22 protein-coding genes are annotated in these 17,680 nt (G+C 74.8%); 10 read left to right on the top strand and 12 right to left on the bottom strand.

From position 1 onward, the window contains the following. The first annotated feature begins 9 nt into the window (after positions 1-9). Positions 10-1,503 (top strand): hypothetical protein, encoded by a 1,494-nt coding sequence (locus tag OG774_RS14635; protein WP_328310626.1) that lies wholly within the window; start codon positions 10-12, stop codon positions 1,501-1,503. Here the strand turns inward: OG774_RS14635 and OG774_RS14630 are convergent, their stop codons facing one another. Next, a complete protein-coding gene (locus tag OG774_RS14630; protein WP_328310624.1) occupies positions 1,504-1,980 on the bottom strand; it encodes a hypothetical protein in 477 nt (158 codons plus the stop codon). It abuts the gene before it with no gap. Between the two features lie 60 nt (positions 1,981-2,040). Here OG774_RS14630 and cobF point away from each other — a divergent pair, with 60 nt between their 5' ends. After that, positions 2,041-2,796 (top strand): precorrin-6A synthase (deacetylating), encoded by a 756-nt coding sequence (gene cobF / locus OG774_RS14625; protein WP_328310622.1) that lies wholly within the window; start codon positions 2,041-2,043, stop codon positions 2,794-2,796. Here cobF and OG774_RS14620 read toward each other — a convergent pair. The 3 genes from OG774_RS14620 to OG774_RS14610 are packed head-to-tail and all read right to left on the bottom strand — an operon-like array spanning position 2,775 to position 3,977. Continuing rightward, positions 2,775-3,104, bottom strand: a complete 330-nt coding sequence (locus tag OG774_RS14620) for an ankyrin repeat domain-containing protein (protein ID WP_328310620.1) — start codon at positions 3,102-3,104, stop codon at positions 2,775-2,777. The genes cobF and OG774_RS14620 overlap by 22 nt on opposite strands. Before the next feature lie 6 nt (positions 3,105-3,110). Continuing rightward, on the bottom strand, positions 3,111-3,710 hold the full coding sequence (locus OG774_RS14615) for a histidine phosphatase family protein (protein WP_328310618.1): 600 nt from the start codon (positions 3,708-3,710) through the stop codon (positions 3,111-3,113). Positions 3,711-3,719: 9 nt separating this feature from the next. After that, complete coding sequence (locus tag OG774_RS14610; protein WP_328310616.1) at positions 3,720-3,977, bottom strand: hypothetical protein; 258 nt, start codon at positions 3,975-3,977, stop codon at positions 3,720-3,722. Positions 3,978-4,189: 212 nt separating this feature from the next. Between OG774_RS14610 and OG774_RS14605 the strand changes: the two genes are divergently transcribed. Next, positions 4,190-4,402, top strand: a complete 213-nt coding sequence (locus OG774_RS14605) for a CbtB domain-containing protein (RefSeq protein ID WP_274192713.1) — start codon at positions 4,190-4,192, stop codon at positions 4,400-4,402. A gap of 46 nt (positions 4,403-4,448) precedes the next feature. Then, positions 4,449-5,306 carry a CbtA family protein gene (locus tag OG774_RS14600; RefSeq protein WP_328310613.1) on the top strand — a complete coding sequence of 286 codons (858 nt, stop codon included), beginning with the start codon at positions 4,449-4,451 and terminating at the stop codon, positions 5,304-5,306. Between the two features lie 77 nt (positions 5,307-5,383). Here OG774_RS14600 and OG774_RS14595 read toward each other — a convergent pair whose 3' ends face one another. The 6 genes from OG774_RS14595 to OG774_RS14570 all read right to left on the bottom strand — a co-directional run bounded on the left by OG774_RS14595 (position 5,384) and on the right by OG774_RS14570 (position 9,323). Beyond that, a complete protein-coding gene (locus OG774_RS14595) occupies positions 5,384-6,793 on the bottom strand; it encodes a nucleoside recognition domain-containing protein (protein ID WP_328310611.1) in 1,410 nt (469 codons plus the stop codon). Beyond that, positions 6,790-7,665, bottom strand: a complete 876-nt coding sequence (locus tag OG774_RS14590) for a FeoB small GTPase domain-containing protein (RefSeq protein WP_328310609.1) — start codon at positions 7,663-7,665, stop codon at positions 6,790-6,792. The genes OG774_RS14595 and OG774_RS14590 overlap by 4 nt, the downstream gene beginning before the upstream one ends. Before the next feature lie 2 nt (positions 7,666-7,667). Further along, positions 7,668-7,898, bottom strand: a complete 231-nt coding sequence (locus OG774_RS14585) for a FeoA family protein (RefSeq protein WP_274191114.1) — start codon at positions 7,896-7,898, stop codon at positions 7,668-7,670. A 66-nt stretch (positions 7,899-7,964) separates the two neighbouring features. Then, complete coding sequence (locus OG774_RS14580; protein WP_328310605.1) at positions 7,965-8,693, bottom strand: metal-dependent transcriptional regulator; 729 nt, start codon at positions 8,691-8,693, stop codon at positions 7,965-7,967. Between the two features lie 41 nt (positions 8,694-8,734). Then, positions 8,735-9,118 (bottom strand): hypothetical protein, encoded by a 384-nt coding sequence (locus tag OG774_RS14575; RefSeq protein WP_328310603.1) that lies wholly within the window; start codon positions 9,116-9,118, stop codon positions 8,735-8,737. Positions 9,119-9,149: 31 nt separating this feature from the next. Continuing rightward, positions 9,150-9,323 (bottom strand): hypothetical protein, encoded by a 174-nt coding sequence (locus tag OG774_RS14570; protein WP_328310599.1) that lies wholly within the window; start codon positions 9,321-9,323, stop codon positions 9,150-9,152. A 121-nt stretch (positions 9,324-9,444) separates the two neighbouring features. Between OG774_RS14570 and OG774_RS14565 the strand changes: the two genes are divergently transcribed. Next, positions 9,445-10,506, top strand: a complete 1,062-nt coding sequence (locus OG774_RS14565; RefSeq protein WP_328310597.1) for an acyl-CoA dehydrogenase family protein — start codon at positions 9,445-9,447, stop codon at positions 10,504-10,506. Between the two features lie 95 nt (positions 10,507-10,601). Here the strand turns inward: OG774_RS14565 and OG774_RS14560 are convergent, their stop codons facing one another. Continuing rightward, entirely contained in the window at positions 10,602-11,216 is a 615-nt protein-coding gene (locus tag OG774_RS14560; RefSeq protein ID WP_328310595.1) for a superoxide dismutase, read from the bottom strand. 264 nt (positions 11,217-11,480) lie between these two features. On the opposite strand from OG774_RS14560, the gene OG774_RS14555 reads away from it, so the two are divergent. The 5 genes from OG774_RS14555 to OG774_RS14535 are packed head-to-tail and all read left to right on the top strand — an operon-like array spanning position 11,481 to position 16,679. Further along, positions 11,481-13,082: an ABC transporter substrate-binding protein gene (locus tag OG774_RS14555; protein ID WP_328310593.1), complete on the top strand. Its 1,602-nt coding sequence runs from the start codon at positions 11,481-11,483 to the stop codon at positions 13,080-13,082. Between the two features lie 13 nt (positions 13,083-13,095). Next, positions 13,096-14,130: an ABC transporter permease gene (locus tag OG774_RS14550; RefSeq protein WP_328310591.1), complete on the top strand. Its 1,035-nt coding sequence runs from the start codon at positions 13,096-13,098 to the stop codon at positions 14,128-14,130. Beyond that, on the top strand, positions 14,123-15,052 hold the full coding sequence (locus OG774_RS14545) for an ABC transporter permease (protein ID WP_328310589.1): 930 nt from the start codon (positions 14,123-14,125) through the stop codon (positions 15,050-15,052). The genes OG774_RS14550 and OG774_RS14545 overlap by 8 nt, the downstream gene beginning before the upstream one ends. Next, positions 15,049-15,990, top strand: coding sequence for an ABC transporter ATP-binding protein (locus OG774_RS14540; RefSeq protein WP_328310587.1), 942 nt, complete (start codon positions 15,049-15,051; stop codon positions 15,988-15,990). The genes OG774_RS14545 and OG774_RS14540 overlap by 4 nt, the downstream gene beginning before the upstream one ends. Next, the gene (locus OG774_RS14535) at positions 15,987-16,679 is read left to right on the top strand and encodes an ABC transporter ATP-binding protein (protein ID WP_328310586.1); all 693 of its coding nucleotides are present in this window, start codon (positions 15,987-15,989) and stop codon (positions 16,677-16,679) included. Before OG774_RS14540 ends, OG774_RS14535 begins: the two co-directional genes overlap by 4 nt. On the opposite strand, the gene OG774_RS14530 is transcribed toward OG774_RS14535, so the two are convergent. Next, positions 16,654-17,679 carry a D-alanine--D-alanine ligase family protein gene (locus tag OG774_RS14530; protein ID WP_328310585.1) on the bottom strand — a complete coding sequence of 342 codons (1,026 nt, stop codon included), beginning with the start codon at positions 17,677-17,679 and terminating at the stop codon, positions 16,654-16,656. The genes OG774_RS14535 and OG774_RS14530 overlap by 26 nt on opposite strands. Position 17,680: the final 1 nt, after the last annotated feature.

Raw genomic sequence — 17,680 nt, 5'->3', positions numbered from 1 at the left:
GTGTGCGCCGTGACCGCGCCGCGAGTCCGGGCCTGTGCCCTGGTCGTCCTGCTGGCCGCGCTCACCGCGCTGCTCGCCCCCGTGGCCTCGGCCCACGAGTCCACCCCGGTCGGCGTCCAGCGCATCGAGCTCTCCCTCGGCGCACGCACGCTCGCCCTCACGATCACCGCGCCACCCGAGGGTGGCGGGCGCATGCCGGTGGTGGTGCTCCCGCGCGGTGAGGCGCTCCCGGGCGACGTCACGCTCGCGGCCGTCCGCCCCGGCGAGGACCCGGCGACGGCGCCGGTCGTCGTGCCTGCGGCGCCCGTCGGGCAGCCGCACGAGGTCGTCCTGACCGCCGACGGGGTCGGCGCCTGGGAGATCGCGGTCGCGGACGGGTCGACCATCGCCCGGATCCCGATCACGGTCGCCGCCCCCGCCCCGACGCCCAGGTGGGTGTGGGCCGTGCGGATCGGCGCGGTGCTCGGCGTCGTCGCCCTGATCGCGGCCCTGGCCCCGAGCGTGCGGCAGCGCCCCCGCCTGGCCCTCGCCCTCGGCGCGGCCGCGATCGTCGGCCTCACGATCGCCGCGACCGCCGTGGCGACGGCCCCGGCGACATCGACGGCAGCCACGACGGCCGCCACGCCGGCGGCGGCGCCGGTCGACCCGGCGGCGGTGCCCGCCGGGGGCCACGCCGGTCACGGCGGCGGCGCGATGCCGGACATGCGGGGGATGTCGGCGACGGACGTGCCGGCGGACATGCCCGCGATGGGGCCCGGCGCCGTCGTCGTCACGGCGCGGACCGGCCCGGGCGCGCAGGCCGGCGCCCCGACCGACCTCGAGCTCGACCTCACCGACGGCTCCACCGGCGCCGTGGTGGACGACCTCACGATCCACGACGACGCCCTGATCCACCTCGCGGTCATCGGTCCGGACGGGCAGCTGGCGCACGTCCACCCGGTCCGGACCGCTCCTGGTCGCTACGTGGTCCGCGTGCAGCCGGCGACGGGCGGGCGCTACGGCGTGTTCGCCGAGATGGAGCGCGCCGGGGACGGCGGCCACCAGGTGGCCCGCACGGCGTTCGACGTGGCGGGACCCGCGGCCCCGGCGATCCCGGCCGCTCCCGGTGCGGGTGTCCGCCAGGTCGCCGGCATGGACGCCGAGGTGACCACCCCGGCGGCTGTGGCCGGCCGACCCACCCGCGTCTCGGTCGCCTTCACCCGGCGCGGCGGCGCCCCGGTGACCGACCTCCAGGGCTGGCTGGGCATGGCGGGCCACCTGATGCTGCTCGGCCCGGGCCTGAGCGGCGTGCCCGACCCGGCCGATCCCGCCTCGGCGTTCGGTCACGTGCACGACATGAGCGCGGCGGGCCCCGCCGGCACGTACGGCCCGCAGGTCGGCTTCGACTACACCTTCCCGCGCGCCGGCCGCTACGCGCTGTGGGTCCAGGTGCAGCGCGACTGGCAGATCGTCACCGTGCCGGTGACGGTCGACGTGGCGGCCGCGGCGGCGCCGACGCCGTGATCACCGCCCGGCGAAGTGGCGGACGAGGCGGCGCTGGCGGTGGGCGAAGAAGGCAGCGAGGACCGGTCGCAGCACCCGCCCCGCCCACCTCAGGAGGGCCCGCGGCTCGAAGGTCACGCGGTCGGTGATCGTCGTGGCGCCGCCCGGCTCGGGCACCACGGTCCGCTCGTGGACCCAGCGGCGCATCGAGGCCATCGTCGACTCCTCGAGGAAGCGCCGCCCCGGCTCGAGCTCGGTGATCACGAGGTCGTCGTGGTCGAACGGCACGACCCCGAACAGTCGCAGCCGGGCGCGTCCGAGGGGCTCGCCCACACGGACGGCCTCGATGCTGTGGACGTCCGCGTCCGGCGGGAACGACATCGTCATCCACGGCCGCAGTTCGTCGTTGATGCCCTCCGGGGTGACCACCCGCCGCCACACGGCGTCGGTGTCGGCGGGGACGAGCGAGGACAGCACGAAGGTCCACACCCCGCCCATCTTCGGGATGTGACGCTCGCCGTCTCGGCGGGGGTGACCCGGCGTGAGAGCGTGCGTGCCGTGCGGACGGTGCAGGTGGTCGGGATCGGGCTGGGCGACCCGGGTCAGCTGACCCTGGACGCGGTGGAGGCGCTCGGCGGGGTCGACGTGGTGGTGCTCCTGCACAAGCCCGGGCCCGCCGACGAGCTGACCGCGATCCGGGCGGCGATCGTCGAGCGGTTCGCGCCGCAGGCCCGCGTGGTCGAGCGCGACGACGCGGTGCGCGACCGCGCCTCCGCCGACTACGAGGGCGCCACCGAGCGCTGGCGCGACGAGCGCGCGGCCCTCTACGAGCAGACCCTGCTCGACGAGGTGCCCGACGGCGGCTCCTGCGGCCTGCTCGTGTGGGGCGACCCGGCGATCTACGACGGCACCGTCGAGATGCTCCACCGCCTCGACGCCCGCGGCCGGGTGGCCCTCGACTGGCGGGTGGTGCCCGGTCTCGGGGCACCGTCGGTGCTGGCCGCTGCGCACCGCACGACGCTGACCCGCACCGCCCGCGCCGCGACGATCACCCCGGCGCGCCGCGTCCTCGACGACAGCGTGGACTCCGGCGAGGCCGACCTCGTCGTCATGCTCGACGGGTCGAAGGCGCACGGGCTCGAGCACCTGCCCGACGACGCGACCGTCTACTGGGGCGCCTACGTGGGCACCGGCGACGAGGTGCTGATCTCGGGGCGCGTCGGGGACGTGCGCGAGGAGATCCTTGCGGCCCGCGTCGAGCACCGGGAGCGCAAGGGCTGGCTGATGGACACCTACCTGGTGCGCCGCGCGTAGGTCGGTTCCGCCGGGCGCAGGTTCCGCGCGGGCGCCCCGCCCAGGGTGCGCAGCCACCGGGCGATGTCGTCCGCGCCGCCCTCGACGGCGGCGTCCAGGGGCGTCCCGTCGTACGAGGGCTGGCAGCGGTTCAGCTCCGCTCCGTGCCGCAGGAGGATCTCCGCGCACCCCCGGTGCCCGTGGCGGCAGGCGCTCCAGAAGGCGACGTCGATCTCGTCCCAGCCCGGCGTGGGGGAGAGGTGCAGGAGCGTGGTGACGGAGTCGTCGAGACCCGTCGCCGCGGCGTCGACGAGGGTGACTGGCTCCACACCGCGTCAGTGTGGGCGATCGGGGTCGGGCTCGCGAATCGGCGGCGCACAACCGAGCGAGCGCAGGTTCCACCGCCCGCCGCGTCGGGTGAGCACGGCGAGGGTCAGCGGGGCCACGTCCACGCGCCACGCCCCGGCCGGTCCGGCCCCGAGTGCGTGGGCGACGGCGGCCCGGACGACGGGCGGGTCGACGACGGCCAGGCCGACGGAGCGCTCCTCGCCCGGCAGACCGTCCATCCAGCCGGCGACGCGGTCGACCAGCGCTCGCAGCGATTCACCGTGCGGCGGCCCCGCCTCGGCGTCGGTCATCCACGCCTGCAGCGCCGCGGGGTCCTCGGCGGCCAGGTCGGCAGGGGACCGCCCGGCCCAGGCCCCGGGGTCGGGCCCGGTCGGGGCGTCGCCGTCGGGCTGCCGGCCCGGCAGCGCGAGCGCCGTCGTCTCCCGACACCGGGCCGGCGGTGCGCACCACAGGAGATCCGGCTCCCGGAGACGTCCCGCGAGCTCCCCGGCGGTGCGCCGGCCCCCGGCGTCGAGCGGCTCGTCGCGCGGGAAGCGGGCGGCCCGGGAGGCCCCGGTGGCGGCGTGGGCGAGCAGGTGCAGTCGCACGGGTGCTTCCTAACTGCTGGTCCGGGTCACGCGCACGAGGGCCACCACGAGGGCGAGCAGCACGAGCCCGGTGGCCGGGGCGATGATCGTCCACGGCGCCCGCTCGACGTAGGCCAGGGAGTCCGCGAGCACCGCGCCCCACTCCGGCGAGTCGGGCGCCGCGCCCAGGCCGAGGAAGCTCAGCGCGGCGACGACGAGCCCGACCACGACGGGCGGCAGCGCGTTGAGCACGTCCGCCGCCCCGGCCCTGGTCGACCGCGCCCCCACGCGCATTGACGCAGAAGCAGTTCTGCATCCGTTGCCAACCGACTGCAGTAGAACGGAGCGGGAGCGCTTGACCCCGGGTGACACGCGCTGCTCAGGCGACATACCTCATCACCTGCTGAGGTGTTGACGATCGTTGCGCGAGCCACCTACGTTCGCAATCGTCGCCGCCCGGTGTGGACGGCGACGTCGTCGTGCGCTTCGAGGAGAACCCTGTGACCACTGCCGGTGCCGTCGCCCGCGCCAAGGCCACCGCCGTCCCCGCGTCGGAGACCCTGCCCTGGCTGATCAGTGCCGTCCTCGTCGGACTGGCGCTCTACTTCTTCATCGGCATCGACCAGGGCGCCGTCTCGGTCTTCGGCGACACGAGCTACGTCCACGAGCTCGTCCACGACGCCCGCCACTTCCTCGGCTTCCCCTGCCACTGAGTCCGGCTCGGTCGGCACCGAAGTCACGAGGAAGGAGAGGGTCCTGATGGAGGCACGCTCGTTCGTGCTCCGTGGCGTGATCGCCGGCGGCGTCGCCGGGCTCGTCGCCTGGCTGTTCGCGCTCGTGTTCGCCGAGCCGCAGATCGACGCCGCGATCGCCTACGAGGAGGGTCGCGGCGAGGCCGAGGAGGCCCTGGCCGTCGCGGGTGGGGCGGCCCCAGCCGGCGGTGGCGAGGAGGAGATCGTCAGCCGCGGCCTCCAGGCCACCCTCGGGGTCGGCATCGGGATGGTCGGCATCGGGATCGCCGTCGGCCTGCTGTTCGCCGTCGCGTACACGCTGCTGCACGGCCGGGTGGCCCTGCGGCCGCGGGTCCTCGCGCTCCTGGTGGCCGGCGCCGGTTTCCTGACGATCTACGCGACGCCGTTCGTCAAGTACCCGGCCAGCCCGCCGGCGGTGGGCAGCGACGAGACCATCGGTGATCGCACCGCGCTGTACCTGGTGATGGTGATCGGTTCGCTGGTGTTCCTCGCCGCCGCGGTCGCCGTGGCCCGGCTGCTGCGGGAGCGCCTCGGGACGTGGAACGCCGTCCTGGTCGGCGGGGTCGTCTACGTCGGCCTCGTGGCGATCCTGATGTCGGTGCTGCCGGGGCTCGGCGAGCTGACGATCAACGTCGTCGAGAGCGGCCCGCGGGTCACCGAGACGCCGCTGCCGCTGCGGGACGCCTCGGGGGCGATCCTCTACCCGGGGTTCGACGCCGACGTCCTCTACTCCTTCCGCGTCGCGTCCTTCACCGCGCAGGCGCTGCTGTGGGGCGTCCTCGGTCTCGTGTTCGGCGGCCTCGTGGAGCGCCGGCTCGCCAAGAACGAGACCGCCGACCGGGCCCCGGAGGCCTCCGCGGTCTGAGTCGAGCCGTCCGACCCGTCGGCCCCGGCCCTCGCCCCGCGCGAGGTCCGGGGCCGACGTCGTCCACGCACGAGGCGCTAGCCGAACGCGCGGACCACGCCCGCGACGGACGCGCAGACGACGAACCCCAGCGCGATCGGCAGGAGCGTCGCCACGGCCGTCCAGCGGGCGCTGCGGGTCTCCTTCCAGATCGTCAGCACCGTCGTGCTGCAGGGGTTGTGCAGCAGGGTGAACAGCATGAGGTTCACGGCGGTGAGCAGCGTCCAGCCGCCGGTGGTCACGAGCACCGAGCCGACCGCGGCGTCGTCGCCCAGCTCGAGCATCACGCCGGGCGCCGCCCCCACGGTGTTCGCACCGAGCGTCAGCGTCAGCATGATGATCGTCGGGATGATGATCTCGTTGGCCGGCACGGCCACGAGGTAGGCCAGCAGGATCACGCCGTTGAGGCCCAGCACCCAGCCCAGCGGCTCGAGGGCGGTCACGAGGTGCGCGGCGAGGCTCGCGTCGCCGAGGTGGATGTTGCCGATCAGCCAGATCACCGCACCGGCCGGCGCCGCCATCATGAGCGCGCGCTTCAGGACCTTGAGCGTGCGGTCGACGATGCTGGTCCAGAGCGTGCGCCAGAGCTGCGGCGGCCGGTAGGGCGGCAGCTCCAGGGAGTACACCGAGCTCTCGCCGCGCAGCACCGTGCGCGAGAGCGTCCACGACACCGCGAGCGTGACGCCGATGCCGAGGATGACGACGGCGACGACGCTGCCGGCCGCGACGAGACCCGCGAGCTGTGCCGGCACGACGGCGCCCACGAAGATCGTCCCCATCAGGATCAGGGTCGGCCAGCGTCCGTTGCAGATGCTGAAGTTGTTGGTGATGATCGCGATCAGCCGCTCGCGGCGGCTGTCGATGATCCGCGTCGCGGTGACGCCGGCGGCGTTGCAGCCGTAGCCCATCATCATCGTGAGCGCCTGCTTGCCGTGCGCCCCGGACCGCGCGAAGAGCCGGTCGAGGTTGAACGCCACGCGCGGCAGGTAGCCGAAGTCCTCGAGCAGCGTGAACAGCGGGAAGAAGATCGCCATCGGCGGCAGCATCACCGCGACCACCCACGCCGTCGCGAGGTAGACGCCGTCGACGAGCAGTCCGGTGACGAACGCCGGCGCCCCCGCCGCGACGAACACGTCGCGCAGCCAGGCGTGGCCGTTCTCCACCAGCAGGACGTAGAGCAGGTCCGAGGGCACCGCCGCGCCGGCGATGGTGAACCAGAAGACGCCGAAGAACAGCACGCCCATCGCGACGAAGCCCCACACGCGGTGGGTGAGGATGCGGTCGAGCGCCCGGTCGAGGGTGAGGCGGGCGCGGGAGTCGTCGCGGTCGACGCTGGTGGACGCGAGCCGGGCGGCGTCGGTGTAGAGGGACTCGACGACGCGGTCGCCGACGTCGTCGGGCAGCGCGCGGCGCAGCCGGGCCGCCTCGTCGAGGAGGTCGGTGCTCATCCCGCACGCTCCACCGGGGCCGCCGGGGTGGCCAGCTCGCCGAGCGTCCCGTCGCGGACCGCGGTCTCGATGCCCGGGTCGCCCTCGAGCAGGCGCAGGGCCACCCACCGGGCGTTGGGCACGCCGGGGAACTGGCCGGCGACGCGGCCGGCGAGGTCGGCCACCGCCTCCTCCAGCGCCGGGTCCTTGTGCACGAGGCGCAGGGGCGCCGGCGCGTCCTGGGCGCCCGCCACCTGCGCGATCGCCGCGAGCAGCTCCGGGACGCCCTCGTTGCGGCGGGCGGCCATCGGGACGACCGGGACGCCGAGCTCGCGGGTCAGGTGCCGGGCATCGACGGTCAGGCCGTGGCGCCGCGCCTCGTCGACGAGGTTCAGGGCGACGACGACCCGCCCGGTGATCTGGCGGATCTGGAGCACCAGCGGCAGGTTGCGCTCGAGGCGCGTCGCGTCGACGACGACCACGACGACGTCGGGTCGCCCGAAGAGCAGCGCGTCGCGCGCGACGTCCTCGTCGGCGCTGGTGGACAGCAGCGAGTAGGTGCCGGGGAGGTCGACGATCCGGTAGCGGGCACCGCCGTAGGTGAAGCCGCCCTCGGCGCGCGCCACCGTCTTGCCCGACCAGTTACCGACGTGCTGGCGCAGGCCGGTCAGCGCGTTGAAGACGGTGCTCTTGCCGGTGTTCGGGTTGCCCGCCAGGGCGACCACGTGGTCGTGGCGTCCCGGGGCAAGCCCGAGCCGGGCGAGCCGGGCCCCGCCGGTGGACAGGGCGCAGGAGGCACAGCCCGGGGCAGCGTCGTGGGAGTCGTGCGTGTCCTGCGCCGGGCCGGGCCGCGGCGTCGGGAGGTCCTCGGTGCCCCCTCCCGGGCCGCCCACGGTCAGCGGTCCTCGAGCTCGACGTGCACCGTGCGGGCCTGGTGGCCGCGGAGCACCACGAGGGTGCCGCGCACCTCGTAGGCCGTGGGGTCGCCCAACGGGCTGCGGAGCTCGGCGCTGATCGAGACCCCGGGCAGCAGGCCGAGGTCCATGAGCCGGCGACGCTCGGCGCCCCGTGTGTCCAGGGCGGTCACCACACCACGCCGGTCGCGAGGCATCTCGTCGAGCGTCATGCCACCACCTCGGGGTCCGGCGGCGACTTCGCCGCGCAGGAGACTGAAAGTTCGGCTGGCCGAACTCTACGTCGCCGGCGCCCGGTGGAACACCCCTTCGACGACATCGTCGACCCACAACGAGTCGGCGAGCTCCGGTCCGAGGTCGATCTCGCGCCCGGCGTCCGCCGCCGTCCCGTCCGAGACCCGCACCAGGAACGGCCCGCCGAACGGGCGGCGCGAGACGAGCTCCAGGCGCACGTCGAGCGCGATCGACTGCTCGCGCAGCCAGGTGAGCATCGCGGGCTCGGTGTCGTCGACACGGACGAGCCGGCCGTGGTCGCCGGGCTCGAGCGTCGCGAACCGGCGGCCCGAGAACGTGGCGACGGTGCCGTCGGCGGCCGGGATGGGGTCGCCGTGCGGGTCGAAGCGCGGGTGGCCGAGCCGGGCGTCCATGCGGTCGAGCAGCGTCGGCGACACGTGGTGCTCGAGCACCTCGGCCTCGTCGTGCACCTCGTCCCAGCCGTAGCCCAGCTCGCGGACGAGGTAGGTCTCGAGGAGCCGGTGCCGGCGCAGGACGTCCAGCGCGGCGCTCGTGCCCTCGGCGGTGAGCCGCACCCCGCCGTAGGGCCGGTGCTCGATGAACCCCTGCTCGGCCAGCTTGCGCAGCATGCCCGACACGGAGGACGCGCCGACCCCGAGACGCCGGGCGAGGCCCGTCGTCGTGGCCGGGCCCTCGCCGCGCTCGTCGCTGGCGTAGATGGCCTTGATGTAGTCGTCGACCGCCACCGTGCGCTGCGCGGCGGGTCCGGTCATGCCGTGAGCGTAACCGGGGGCCCGACGGTTCAGAACGTGGTTCAGAGGGTCGCTCGCAGGGCCTTCACGGCGCGGACACACGCCGTCGCCGACTCCGCATGACGGCGGCAGTGCTCGTGGTGGTCGGCGTGCGCGCCGCAGGCGGCGGCGCTGGCGTCGCAGGCCGCGGCGGCGGCGTCGAGCACGCCGGTCAACGTGGCGAGGTCGCCGCCCTGCCCGCGGGCGAGGACGCGGTGCGCGGCGGCGCAGACGTCGGCGCAGTCCAGGGCCCGCCGCAGCTCACCGGGCATGCCGCCGATCCCGGCCATCGCCACCGCGCAGGCGGTGCTGACCTGCTCGCACTCGCTCAGCGCGTCGAGCGCCGCGACCCGCTCGGGGGCCGCCTCGTCGCCGATGCTCGCCAGGTGCTCCGGGGTGTGTGTCATGGGGCCCAGCGTCCCCGTTCGGGGCGCACGGTCACAGCCCCTTCCGCCCCTCGGTCCAGTGCGCCTTCGTGGCCACGGCGCGGCGGGGGAGCCCGAACTCGGTGCGGAGACGGCGGCGCAGCAGGTCGATCGTCCCGACGTGGCCTGCGAGGCAGGCCTGCTCGGGCGGGGGCTCGTTCTCGCGGACGAGGTCGTCGGCGTGCACGCCGAGCCAGGAGTCGAGCGCACTGCCGTGGGCGGCCCCGGTGACGACGACGGCGAGGTTTCGGGACGCCCGCAGGTGAGGCTAACCTTACCTGTCGAGCCGAGAGCTATCCTCGCGTGTCATGGGTGACGTGCTGGACCGGGCCCGGGACGTGGCCGCCGACGTGCTGCTCCCCGCGGCCGACGAGGTCGACGCGACCGCGACGATCCCGGAGGGCCACTTCCGCGCCTTGGCCGACGCCGGGCTCTACGGGCTGGCGGCCCCGTCCGGGCTCGGAGGGCCGGAGGTCCCGTTCGAGGACTTCCTCGGCATCGTCGAGACCCTCGCCGGCGCCTGTCTCACCACGACCTTCACGTGGATGCAGCACCACGGCGTGGTGCGCGGGCTGGCCGGCACCACGAACACCGCCCTGCGCGAGCGACACCTCGCCGACGCCGTCCGGGGCACGACCCGGTGCGGGGTGGCCTTCGCCGGCGCGATCCCGCAGCCACCGAAGCTGTGGGCGACACGGGTCGACGGCGGCTGGCGGCTCGACGGCGTGGCGCCGCTGGTCACGGGCTGGGGGATCGTCGACCTGCTGCTGGTCTCCGCCCGGGACGCGGCGACGGCCGACGCCGACGCCGACACCGACGACGACGACGACGACCGGGCCCGGGTGGTGTCCGTCCTCGTCCCCGCGCGGGCCGCCCGCGGCGTCACCGTGCACCCCCTCGACCTCGCCGCGGCCAACGGGAGCCGGACAGTCCGCCTCGACGTCGACGGCTGGTCGGTGCGCGACGACGCGGTGGTGGCGACGCCCACGCGCGCCGAGTTCCTCGCTGCCCGGCACGCCGGCGTGCGGGTGAACGGCTGCCTCGCGCTCGGGGTGGCCGGGCGGTGTGCCGCGCTCGTCGAGGAGGCGGGCGAGCCGGAACCGGCCGCGGCCCTGCGCAAGGCTCTCGACGCCGCGCGGGACGACCTCGACGCGGGGCTCGCCGACGCCGCCCGCATGCCGGCGGCGCGCGCCGCCGCCTCGGAGCTCGCCGTCCGCGCCGCCGCGACGCTGACCGTCGCGGTCGGCAGCCGCGCCATCGTCGGCCGGCACCCGGCTCGCCGCCTGGCCCGCGAGGCGGCGTTCACCCTGGTCGCCGCCGGACGTCCCGAGATCCGCTCCGAGCTGCTGGACGCCCTGCCCGGCTCCTGACACACGACGACCCCCCGGCCCGAGGGCTCGAGGGGTCGTCGCGCGCCGCGCGGCGGACGCTTGTCGGAACGATCACCGCGCGAGATCGGGAGGGGTCAGGCGATCGAGACGCCCTGCGCCTTCTCGAAGCGCTGGGCGGCGTCGGCCCAGTTCACGACGTTCCACCAGGCCTTGACGTAGTCCGGCTTCACGTTGAAGTAGTCGAGGTAGAAGGCGTGCTCCCACATGTCGAGCATGACCACCGGAACGATGCCCAGCGGCACGTTCGCCTGCTGGTCGTAGAGCTGGAAGATGCGCAGCTTCCGGGTCAGCGTGTCGACGCCGAGGATCGCCCAGCCCGAGCCCTGGATCGTCGTGGCGACCGCGGTGAAGTGCTTCTGGAACAGGTCGAACGACCCGAAGTCCCGGTCGATCGCCGAGGCGAGCTCACCGGTCGGCTTGTCGCCGCCGTCCGGGCTGAGGTTGTGCCAGAACACCGAGTGGTTGATGTGCCCGCCGTAGTTGAAGGCGAGGTTCTTCTCCCACAGCAGCGCCGTCGTGCCGATCGTGTCCTGCTCGCGGGCCTCGGCGAGCGCGTCGATCGCCGTGTTCAGCCCGGTGACATAGGTGTTGTGGTGCTTGTCGTGGTGCAGCTCCATGATCTTGCCCGAGATGTGGGGCTCGAGGGCGCTGTAGTCGTAGGGCAGGTCGGGGAGGGTGTACTCCGCCATCCGGTGTCTCCCGTCCGGGTCGCTGCTGGGGTCGCGCCGGCCAGCGTGCTGTTGCACATCTTATGCAAATCGGGGGCCGTCGCGTCGACCCGCGAGAGCGCGTGGGTGGACCCGGCGCCGGCCGACGGAACGTGGTTCCCGGTGTCGACGGCGGCGAACCCGCACCCCGAGATGTCGCGTCGAGGGCGCTTGCTGCATACGTGATGCATCAGCGAAAGACAAGCCGTTGCAGAGCGCAACAGGAGCGACCTACTGTGCCGCGACGTGACTCGTGTCCGGCTCGTCGTGGTCTCCCTCCTCGCCGTCGTGGGAGTCGCGATCTCCGCGTGCTCCGCTCCCACGACCGGCCCCGTCCCGGGCAGCGATCCCACGGCGATGGTGCTCGCCGACGGCTACGAGCCCGACGACCTCAACCCGCTGATGGGCTACGGCGAGGAGGGCGCGTCGAAGATCTACGACGGCCTCATCTCGTTCGACGCCGACCGCAGCCCGCAGCCGAACCTCGCTGCAGCGCTGCCGGCCGCGTCCCCCGACGGCCTGTCCTGGACCGTGCCGCTGCGTCCCGGGGTCACGTTCCACGACGGCACGCCGTTCGACGCCCAGGACGTCGTCGCGACGTACACCGCGGTCCTCGATCCGGCCCGCGCGGCCACCGTCAGCTCCGGCTTCCCGATGCTGCGCGGGGTCACCGCGGTCGACCCGAGCACGGTCCGCTTCGACCTGACCTACCCGTTCCTGCTGTTCCCGGGCCGGCTCACGTTGCCGATCGTCCCGTCGGAGGCGCTCGCGACGCCCGGCCCGGCGTCGAACCTCAGCCTGGGCACGCAGCCCGTCGGCACCGGCCCGTACCGGCTGACCGAGTGGCGCCAGGGCTCGTCGATGATCCTCGACGCGAACGAGCGCCACCACGGCGGCGCCCCCGCGGTCCGGCGGATCACGATCGTCATGGCCGAGGACGACAACACCCGCGCACAGCGCACGGCCTCCGGTGAGTTCGACGGCACCGTGCTCCCGCCGTCCCTGGCCCGCGGGATCGCCGACCAGGTCGGGGCGCAGGGCATGGCGCTGCGCGAGCACAGCAGCGCCGACTACCGCACGATCACCATGCCGATGGCGAACCCGGTGACCGCCGACCCGACGATCCGCCAGGCGCTCAACCGCGCGGTGAACCGCCAGGGGATGATCGACGCGCTGCTCGCGGGCCAGGGGCTGCCCGCCTCCACGCCGATCCCCGAGGTCCTGCCCGAGGAGGTCGAGCCGGGCGCGCAGTTCGCCTACGACCCGGCTGCCGCGAACGCGATGCTCGATGCCGCGGGCTGGGTGCGCGGACCGGACGGCGTGCGGGTGCGCAACGGCCTGCCGGCCGGCTTCACGCTCATGTACGGCGCGAGCGACACCGTGCGCCGCGACCTCGCCCAGGCGTTCGCGTCGGACGCGCGGGCGATCGGCGTCGACGTCCGGCTCGAGGGCCTCGGCTGGGACGCGATCGACCCGCGGCTGGGCACCGACGCCGTCGTGCTCGGTGGCGGCAACCCGTTCGACACCGCGTTCAAGAGCTGGCAGCTCCTGCACTCCAGCAACGCCGCCGACGGGTACAACAACCCGGGCTCGTACCGGAACGCGCAGGTCGACGCGGCCCTCGACGCCGCCCAGCGCGCCCCCGACCGTGCCTCGCGCGCCGCGGAGCTGCGTCGCTTCCAGAGCGCCTACGCCGCGGACCCGGGCATGGTGTTCCTGACCTTCCTCGGCCACAGCTACCTCACGCGCGACCGCTTCGACGGCTACCAGCCCGTCGTCGAGCCGCACACCCACGGCACGACCTGGGGTCCGTGGTGGAACGTCGAGGACTGGACTCCCAAGTCATGAGCGGGTGCAGCTCGTGACGGCTGCGGTCGGGAGTGGGGCCGACAGTGCGGTCGCGGCCCTCCCCGCACGGCACCGCGGCCGCGAGGTCGCCCGGCTGGTGGCCTGGCGGCTCGCTGTGGCCGTCCCGGTGGTCGTCGTCGTCGCAATGGCGGTGTTCGTGCTGGCCGCGGTGTCGCCGTTCGACCCGATCTACCAGTACTTCGGCGCGGGCATCTTCTCCGCATCGGGCGCGGACATCGCCAACGCCCGGGCCCAGCTCGGCCTCGACGTCCCGGTGTGGGAGCAGTTCGGCCGGTGGGTGAGCGGCGTCTTCTCCGGCGACCTCGGGCAGAGCCTCTCGTTCCGCCAGCCCGTCGCCACGGTGATCGCGCAGCGCCTGCCGTGGACGCTGCTGCTGGTGACCCTCGGGCTGCTGGTCAGCGTGGTCCTGTCGCTGGTCGCGGCGATCGTCGCGGCCTGGCGCCAGGGCGGCTGGTTCGACCGGGCCGTCACCGCCGTCGGGCACACCCTCGAGGGCCTCTCGCCGTTCGTGCTCGCCCTCGGCGCCATCGCGGTGTTCGCGGTCGGCTGGCCGGTGCTGCCCGTCGCGGGGCTCACCGACGCCGGGGCGCCGGCGACGGTCGACCAAGTCGCCCGGCACATCGTGCTGCCGGCCGTGGTGCTCGGGGTGTCGCAGACGCCGTGGCTCGTGCTGCACGCGCGGTCGTCGCTGATCGCGGCGCTCGACGAGGACCACGTCACCGGGGCCCGGGCCCGCGGCCTGCCCGAGCGCGTGGTCGTGCTGCGCCACGCCCTGCCGACGGCGCTGCTGCCGTTCGTCACCGTGCTCGGCAACCGGCTGCCCGAGCTCGTCACGGGCGCGGTGCTCGTGGAGACGGTGTTCTCCTGGCCCGGCATCGCCGCCGCCGTCGTCACCGCCGCGCTGGCCGTCGACTTCCCGCTGCTCGCGGCCCTGACCCTGCTGACGACGGTCGCGGTGCTCGCCGGCGCGCTGATCGCCGACGTCGCCGTGCTGCTCCTGGACCCGAGGGTGAGCGCCGATGGCTGAGGTGGACCTTCGGCCCGCACCGCCATCTGCCGAGGACGACCCCTGGCGCCCGGCGGCCCGACGGCGCCCGGGCGCGGTCCGGGGGACCAGGTCGGCGTTCCGTGGCCGCGCCCGCCTCGTCGCGGGCGTCGGCGGGCTGGTCGCGCTCACCCTCGCGGCCGTGCTCGTCCCGTGGCTCGGCGGCCTCGACCAGGGTCTCGTCGACTACACCGCGATCCGGCAGCCACCGTCGCTCGCGCACCCGTTCGGCACCGACGGCATCGGGCGCGACGTCGCCCTGATGGCGTTCAAGGGGCTCGGCATCTCGCTGCTCGTCGCCGCGTCCTGCGCGGTGATCGCGACCGTGATCGGCACCCTGTTCGGGGCGGTGTCGGGTCTGCTCGGGGGCTGGCCGGACCGGGTGCTGATGCGAGTCGTCGACGGGGTCAACGCCGTGCCGCACCTGATGCTCGGCATCGTCATCGTCGCGCTCTACCGCGGCAGCGTGCTCGCGGTGATCGCCTCGATCGGCCTGACGCACTGGACGACGGTGGCCCGGGTGGTGCGCTCCGAGGTGCTCTCGTTGCGGAGCCGGCCGTTCGTCGACGCGGCGGTCAGCGGGGGTGCCTCGCGGTGGCGCGTGCTGCGTCGCCACCTGCTGCCCGCCGTCGTGCCGCCCGCGGTGCTCTCGGCGGTGCTCATCCTGCCGCACGCGGTGTGGCACGAGACCGCGCTGAGCTTCCTCGGGCTCGGCCTGCCGCCCCACCTGGCCAGCATCGGCAACATCCTCGCCGAGGGCCGCCAGGCCGTCCTGCTCGGGAGCTGGTGGATCCTGGTGTTCCCCTCGGCCCTGCTCGCCGCGACGACGCTGTCCGTCGCCGGCATCGCCGCGTGGTGGCGCGACCGCACCCTGCCCCGGCGGCGCTCGGAGCTGGCGCTGTGACCGCCGTGGAGACGCGCACGGCGCTGACCGTCCGTGGCCTCGACGTGCGCTTCCGCCTCGGGCGCAGGCCGGTGCGGTGGGTGCGTGCGGTCAGCGACGTCGACCTCGACCTGCGCCCCGGGCGGCTGCTCGCGCTGGTGGGTGAGTCCGGGTGCGGGAAGTCGGTGCTCACCGAGGCCCTGACCGGCCTGCTGCCCGCGACGGCGGAGACGCGGGGTCGGGCAGAGGTCGGCGAGGTGGATCTCCTGGGAGCCGACGAGCGCACGCTGCGCGAGGAGGTGCGCGGGCGCGCGATCGGGCTGGTCGGCCAGTCGGCGGGCACGTTCCTCACGCCGACCCGGACGGTGGGGTCGCAGCTGCGCGAGACGGTCCGCCACCTCGGGGACCGGACCGACGTCGCCGATCTCGCCGCGCGCGTCCAGCTCCCGTCCGCCGCGCTCGACCTCTACCCGCACGAGCTCTCGGGCGGCACGGCGCAGCGGGTCGGGCTGGCCGCGGCGCTCGCGGGGGATCCGTCGGTGCTGCTCGCCGACGAGCCCACCGCCGGGCTGGACCGCCCGCTGGTGGACCACACGATGGACCTGCTCGCGGCGTCGGCCCACGAGGGCCGGGCGGTCCTGGTGATCACCCACGACCTGCGTGCCGCGCGCCGCGCCGCCGACGACCTGGCGGTGATGTACGCGTCGCGGCTGGTCGAGACCGGACCGGCGGCCGAAGTGTTCGCCGACCCCTGGCACTCCTACACGCGGGGCCTGATCGCCGCACTGCCCGGCGAGGGCTTCACCCCGATCCCCGGGCATCCGCCCCAGCTCTCGGCGCTGCCGGACGGCTGCCCGTTCCGTGTCCGGAGCCCCGAGCACGCCGCGGTGTGCACGGACGACCCGACGCTGGTCTCCTTCGGCGAGCGGGCCGTGGCCTGTGCCGGGGGTTCGCGATGAGCCTCGACGGCCGGGCGCTGACCGGGGGCTGGCGCCGCGGCCACCCCGTGGTGCACGGCCTCGACGTCACGGTGGCGCCCGGACGGGTCGTCGGCATCGCGGGGCCCAGCGGCTGCGGCAAGTCGACGCTCGTGCGCATGCTCGCCCTGCTGCACCCGACGTGGGCGGGGGAGGTCGCCGTCGACGGCACCCCGGTGCGCCGCGTCCGCTACGGCGCCCCGGCTCCTCTGCGGCGACGGATGGGCGTGGTGTTCCAGCAGCCCCGCGCCGCCGCCGACCCGCGTCTGACCCTCGACGACCTGGTCCTCGAGCCCCTGCGCGCGGCCGGCGAGCGCGACCCCCGAGCGCTCGGCTCCCGTGCCGACGAGCTCGCCGAGCGGGTCGGGCTCACCCCTGAGCTGCGCAGCCGCCGCCCGCACGAGGTCTCCGACGGCCAGCTCCAGCGCGCCTGTCTCGCGCGCGCCCTCGCCCCGTCGCCCGCCTACCTGCTCTGCGACGAGATGACCGCGATGCTCGACGCCTCCACCACCGCGGCGCTGGTCTCGGTGATCGGCGACGAGGTCGCGCGAGGCCTCGGAGTGCTGACCGTCAGCCACGACGAGCCCCTCCTCGCCGCCTGGGCCGACGAGGTCCTGCGGCCCTGGGGTGCGCAGCGGACACCGGTCACCGGCGCTTCAGCGCACCCGTGACCGCCGTGGCCAGCAGCTCGTCCAGCGCGATCCCGCCCGCCGCGGCCATGACGGCGAGCACGCTGGAGGGCGCGAAGGAGCAGTAGAGGCTCGCCTCGAGGAACACCGGACGTCCCGCGGGGTCGACGCGGAAGTCGAAGAGCGAGTAGTCCCGGCACCCGAGCGCGACGTGACAGCGGCGCGCGGCGTCCCACACCCGGGCGGTCACGGGGTCGTCGGCGTCGACGATCACGACGTCGGGGTCGTCCTTGGCGACGAGCCGGAGACCGGAGTCGGACGGGGCGAGCTTGTCGTCGTAGGAGCGAACGGGCCGGGTCGTCTCGTCGAGGAGGTACTCCTCGAGCGGCAGGCCCACGAGCTCGCCGTCCCGCTCCAGCAGCCCGCAGCGCACCTCCCGCCCGAGCGGCACGAACTCCTCGACCAGGACCTCCGAGGAGTGCGCGAACGCGTCGTCGAGGGCCCCCGGGAAGCCGTCCGCGGAGCGCACCAGCGTCACCCCGAGCGAGTTGTCGGCGTCCGCGGGCTTCACCACCGCGGGCGGCGCGACGGTCGGGCGGTCCCCGCGCCGCAGCACCTCACCGACCGGGACGTCGACGCCCGCGGCGGCGACCATCGCCTTGGCCGCGGCCTTGCGCGCACCGATCGCCATGACCTCGCCGGCGTTGCCGACGACGGGCACGCCGAGCACCTCGAACAGCGAGCGGTAGGACGTCATGCCGGGCAGGCAGAACATCTGGGGGAGCACGACGTCCAGCCCGAGCACGCCCAGGTGGGCGAGGGCGTCGGCCGGCTCGAAGGGTGTCGCGGCGGCGATCACGTCGGCGTCGAAGGACGCCGGGAAGCGCCACCGGCCGTCGGGGGAGACGACGGCGGGGTGGGCCTCGTAGCGCTGCGGGTCGGCGGTGGCCGCGAGGCAGCCGCGGGCGTAGGTCAGCGAGAGGTCGGCGTGGAAGTCGCTCACGGCGGATCCGGCGAGGTGCAGCACGCGCAGTGCGGTCACG

It is taken from the genome of Actinomycetospora sp. NBC_00405, from assembly GCF_036044095.1.
In the GTDB taxonomy this organism is placed as follows: domain Bacteria; phylum Actinomycetota; class Actinomycetes; order Mycobacteriales; family Pseudonocardiaceae; genus Actinomycetospora; species Actinomycetospora callitridis.
The sequence above is the reverse complement of the archived record's forward strand: the minus strand, read 5'-3'. Positions and strand labels throughout refer to the sequence as shown.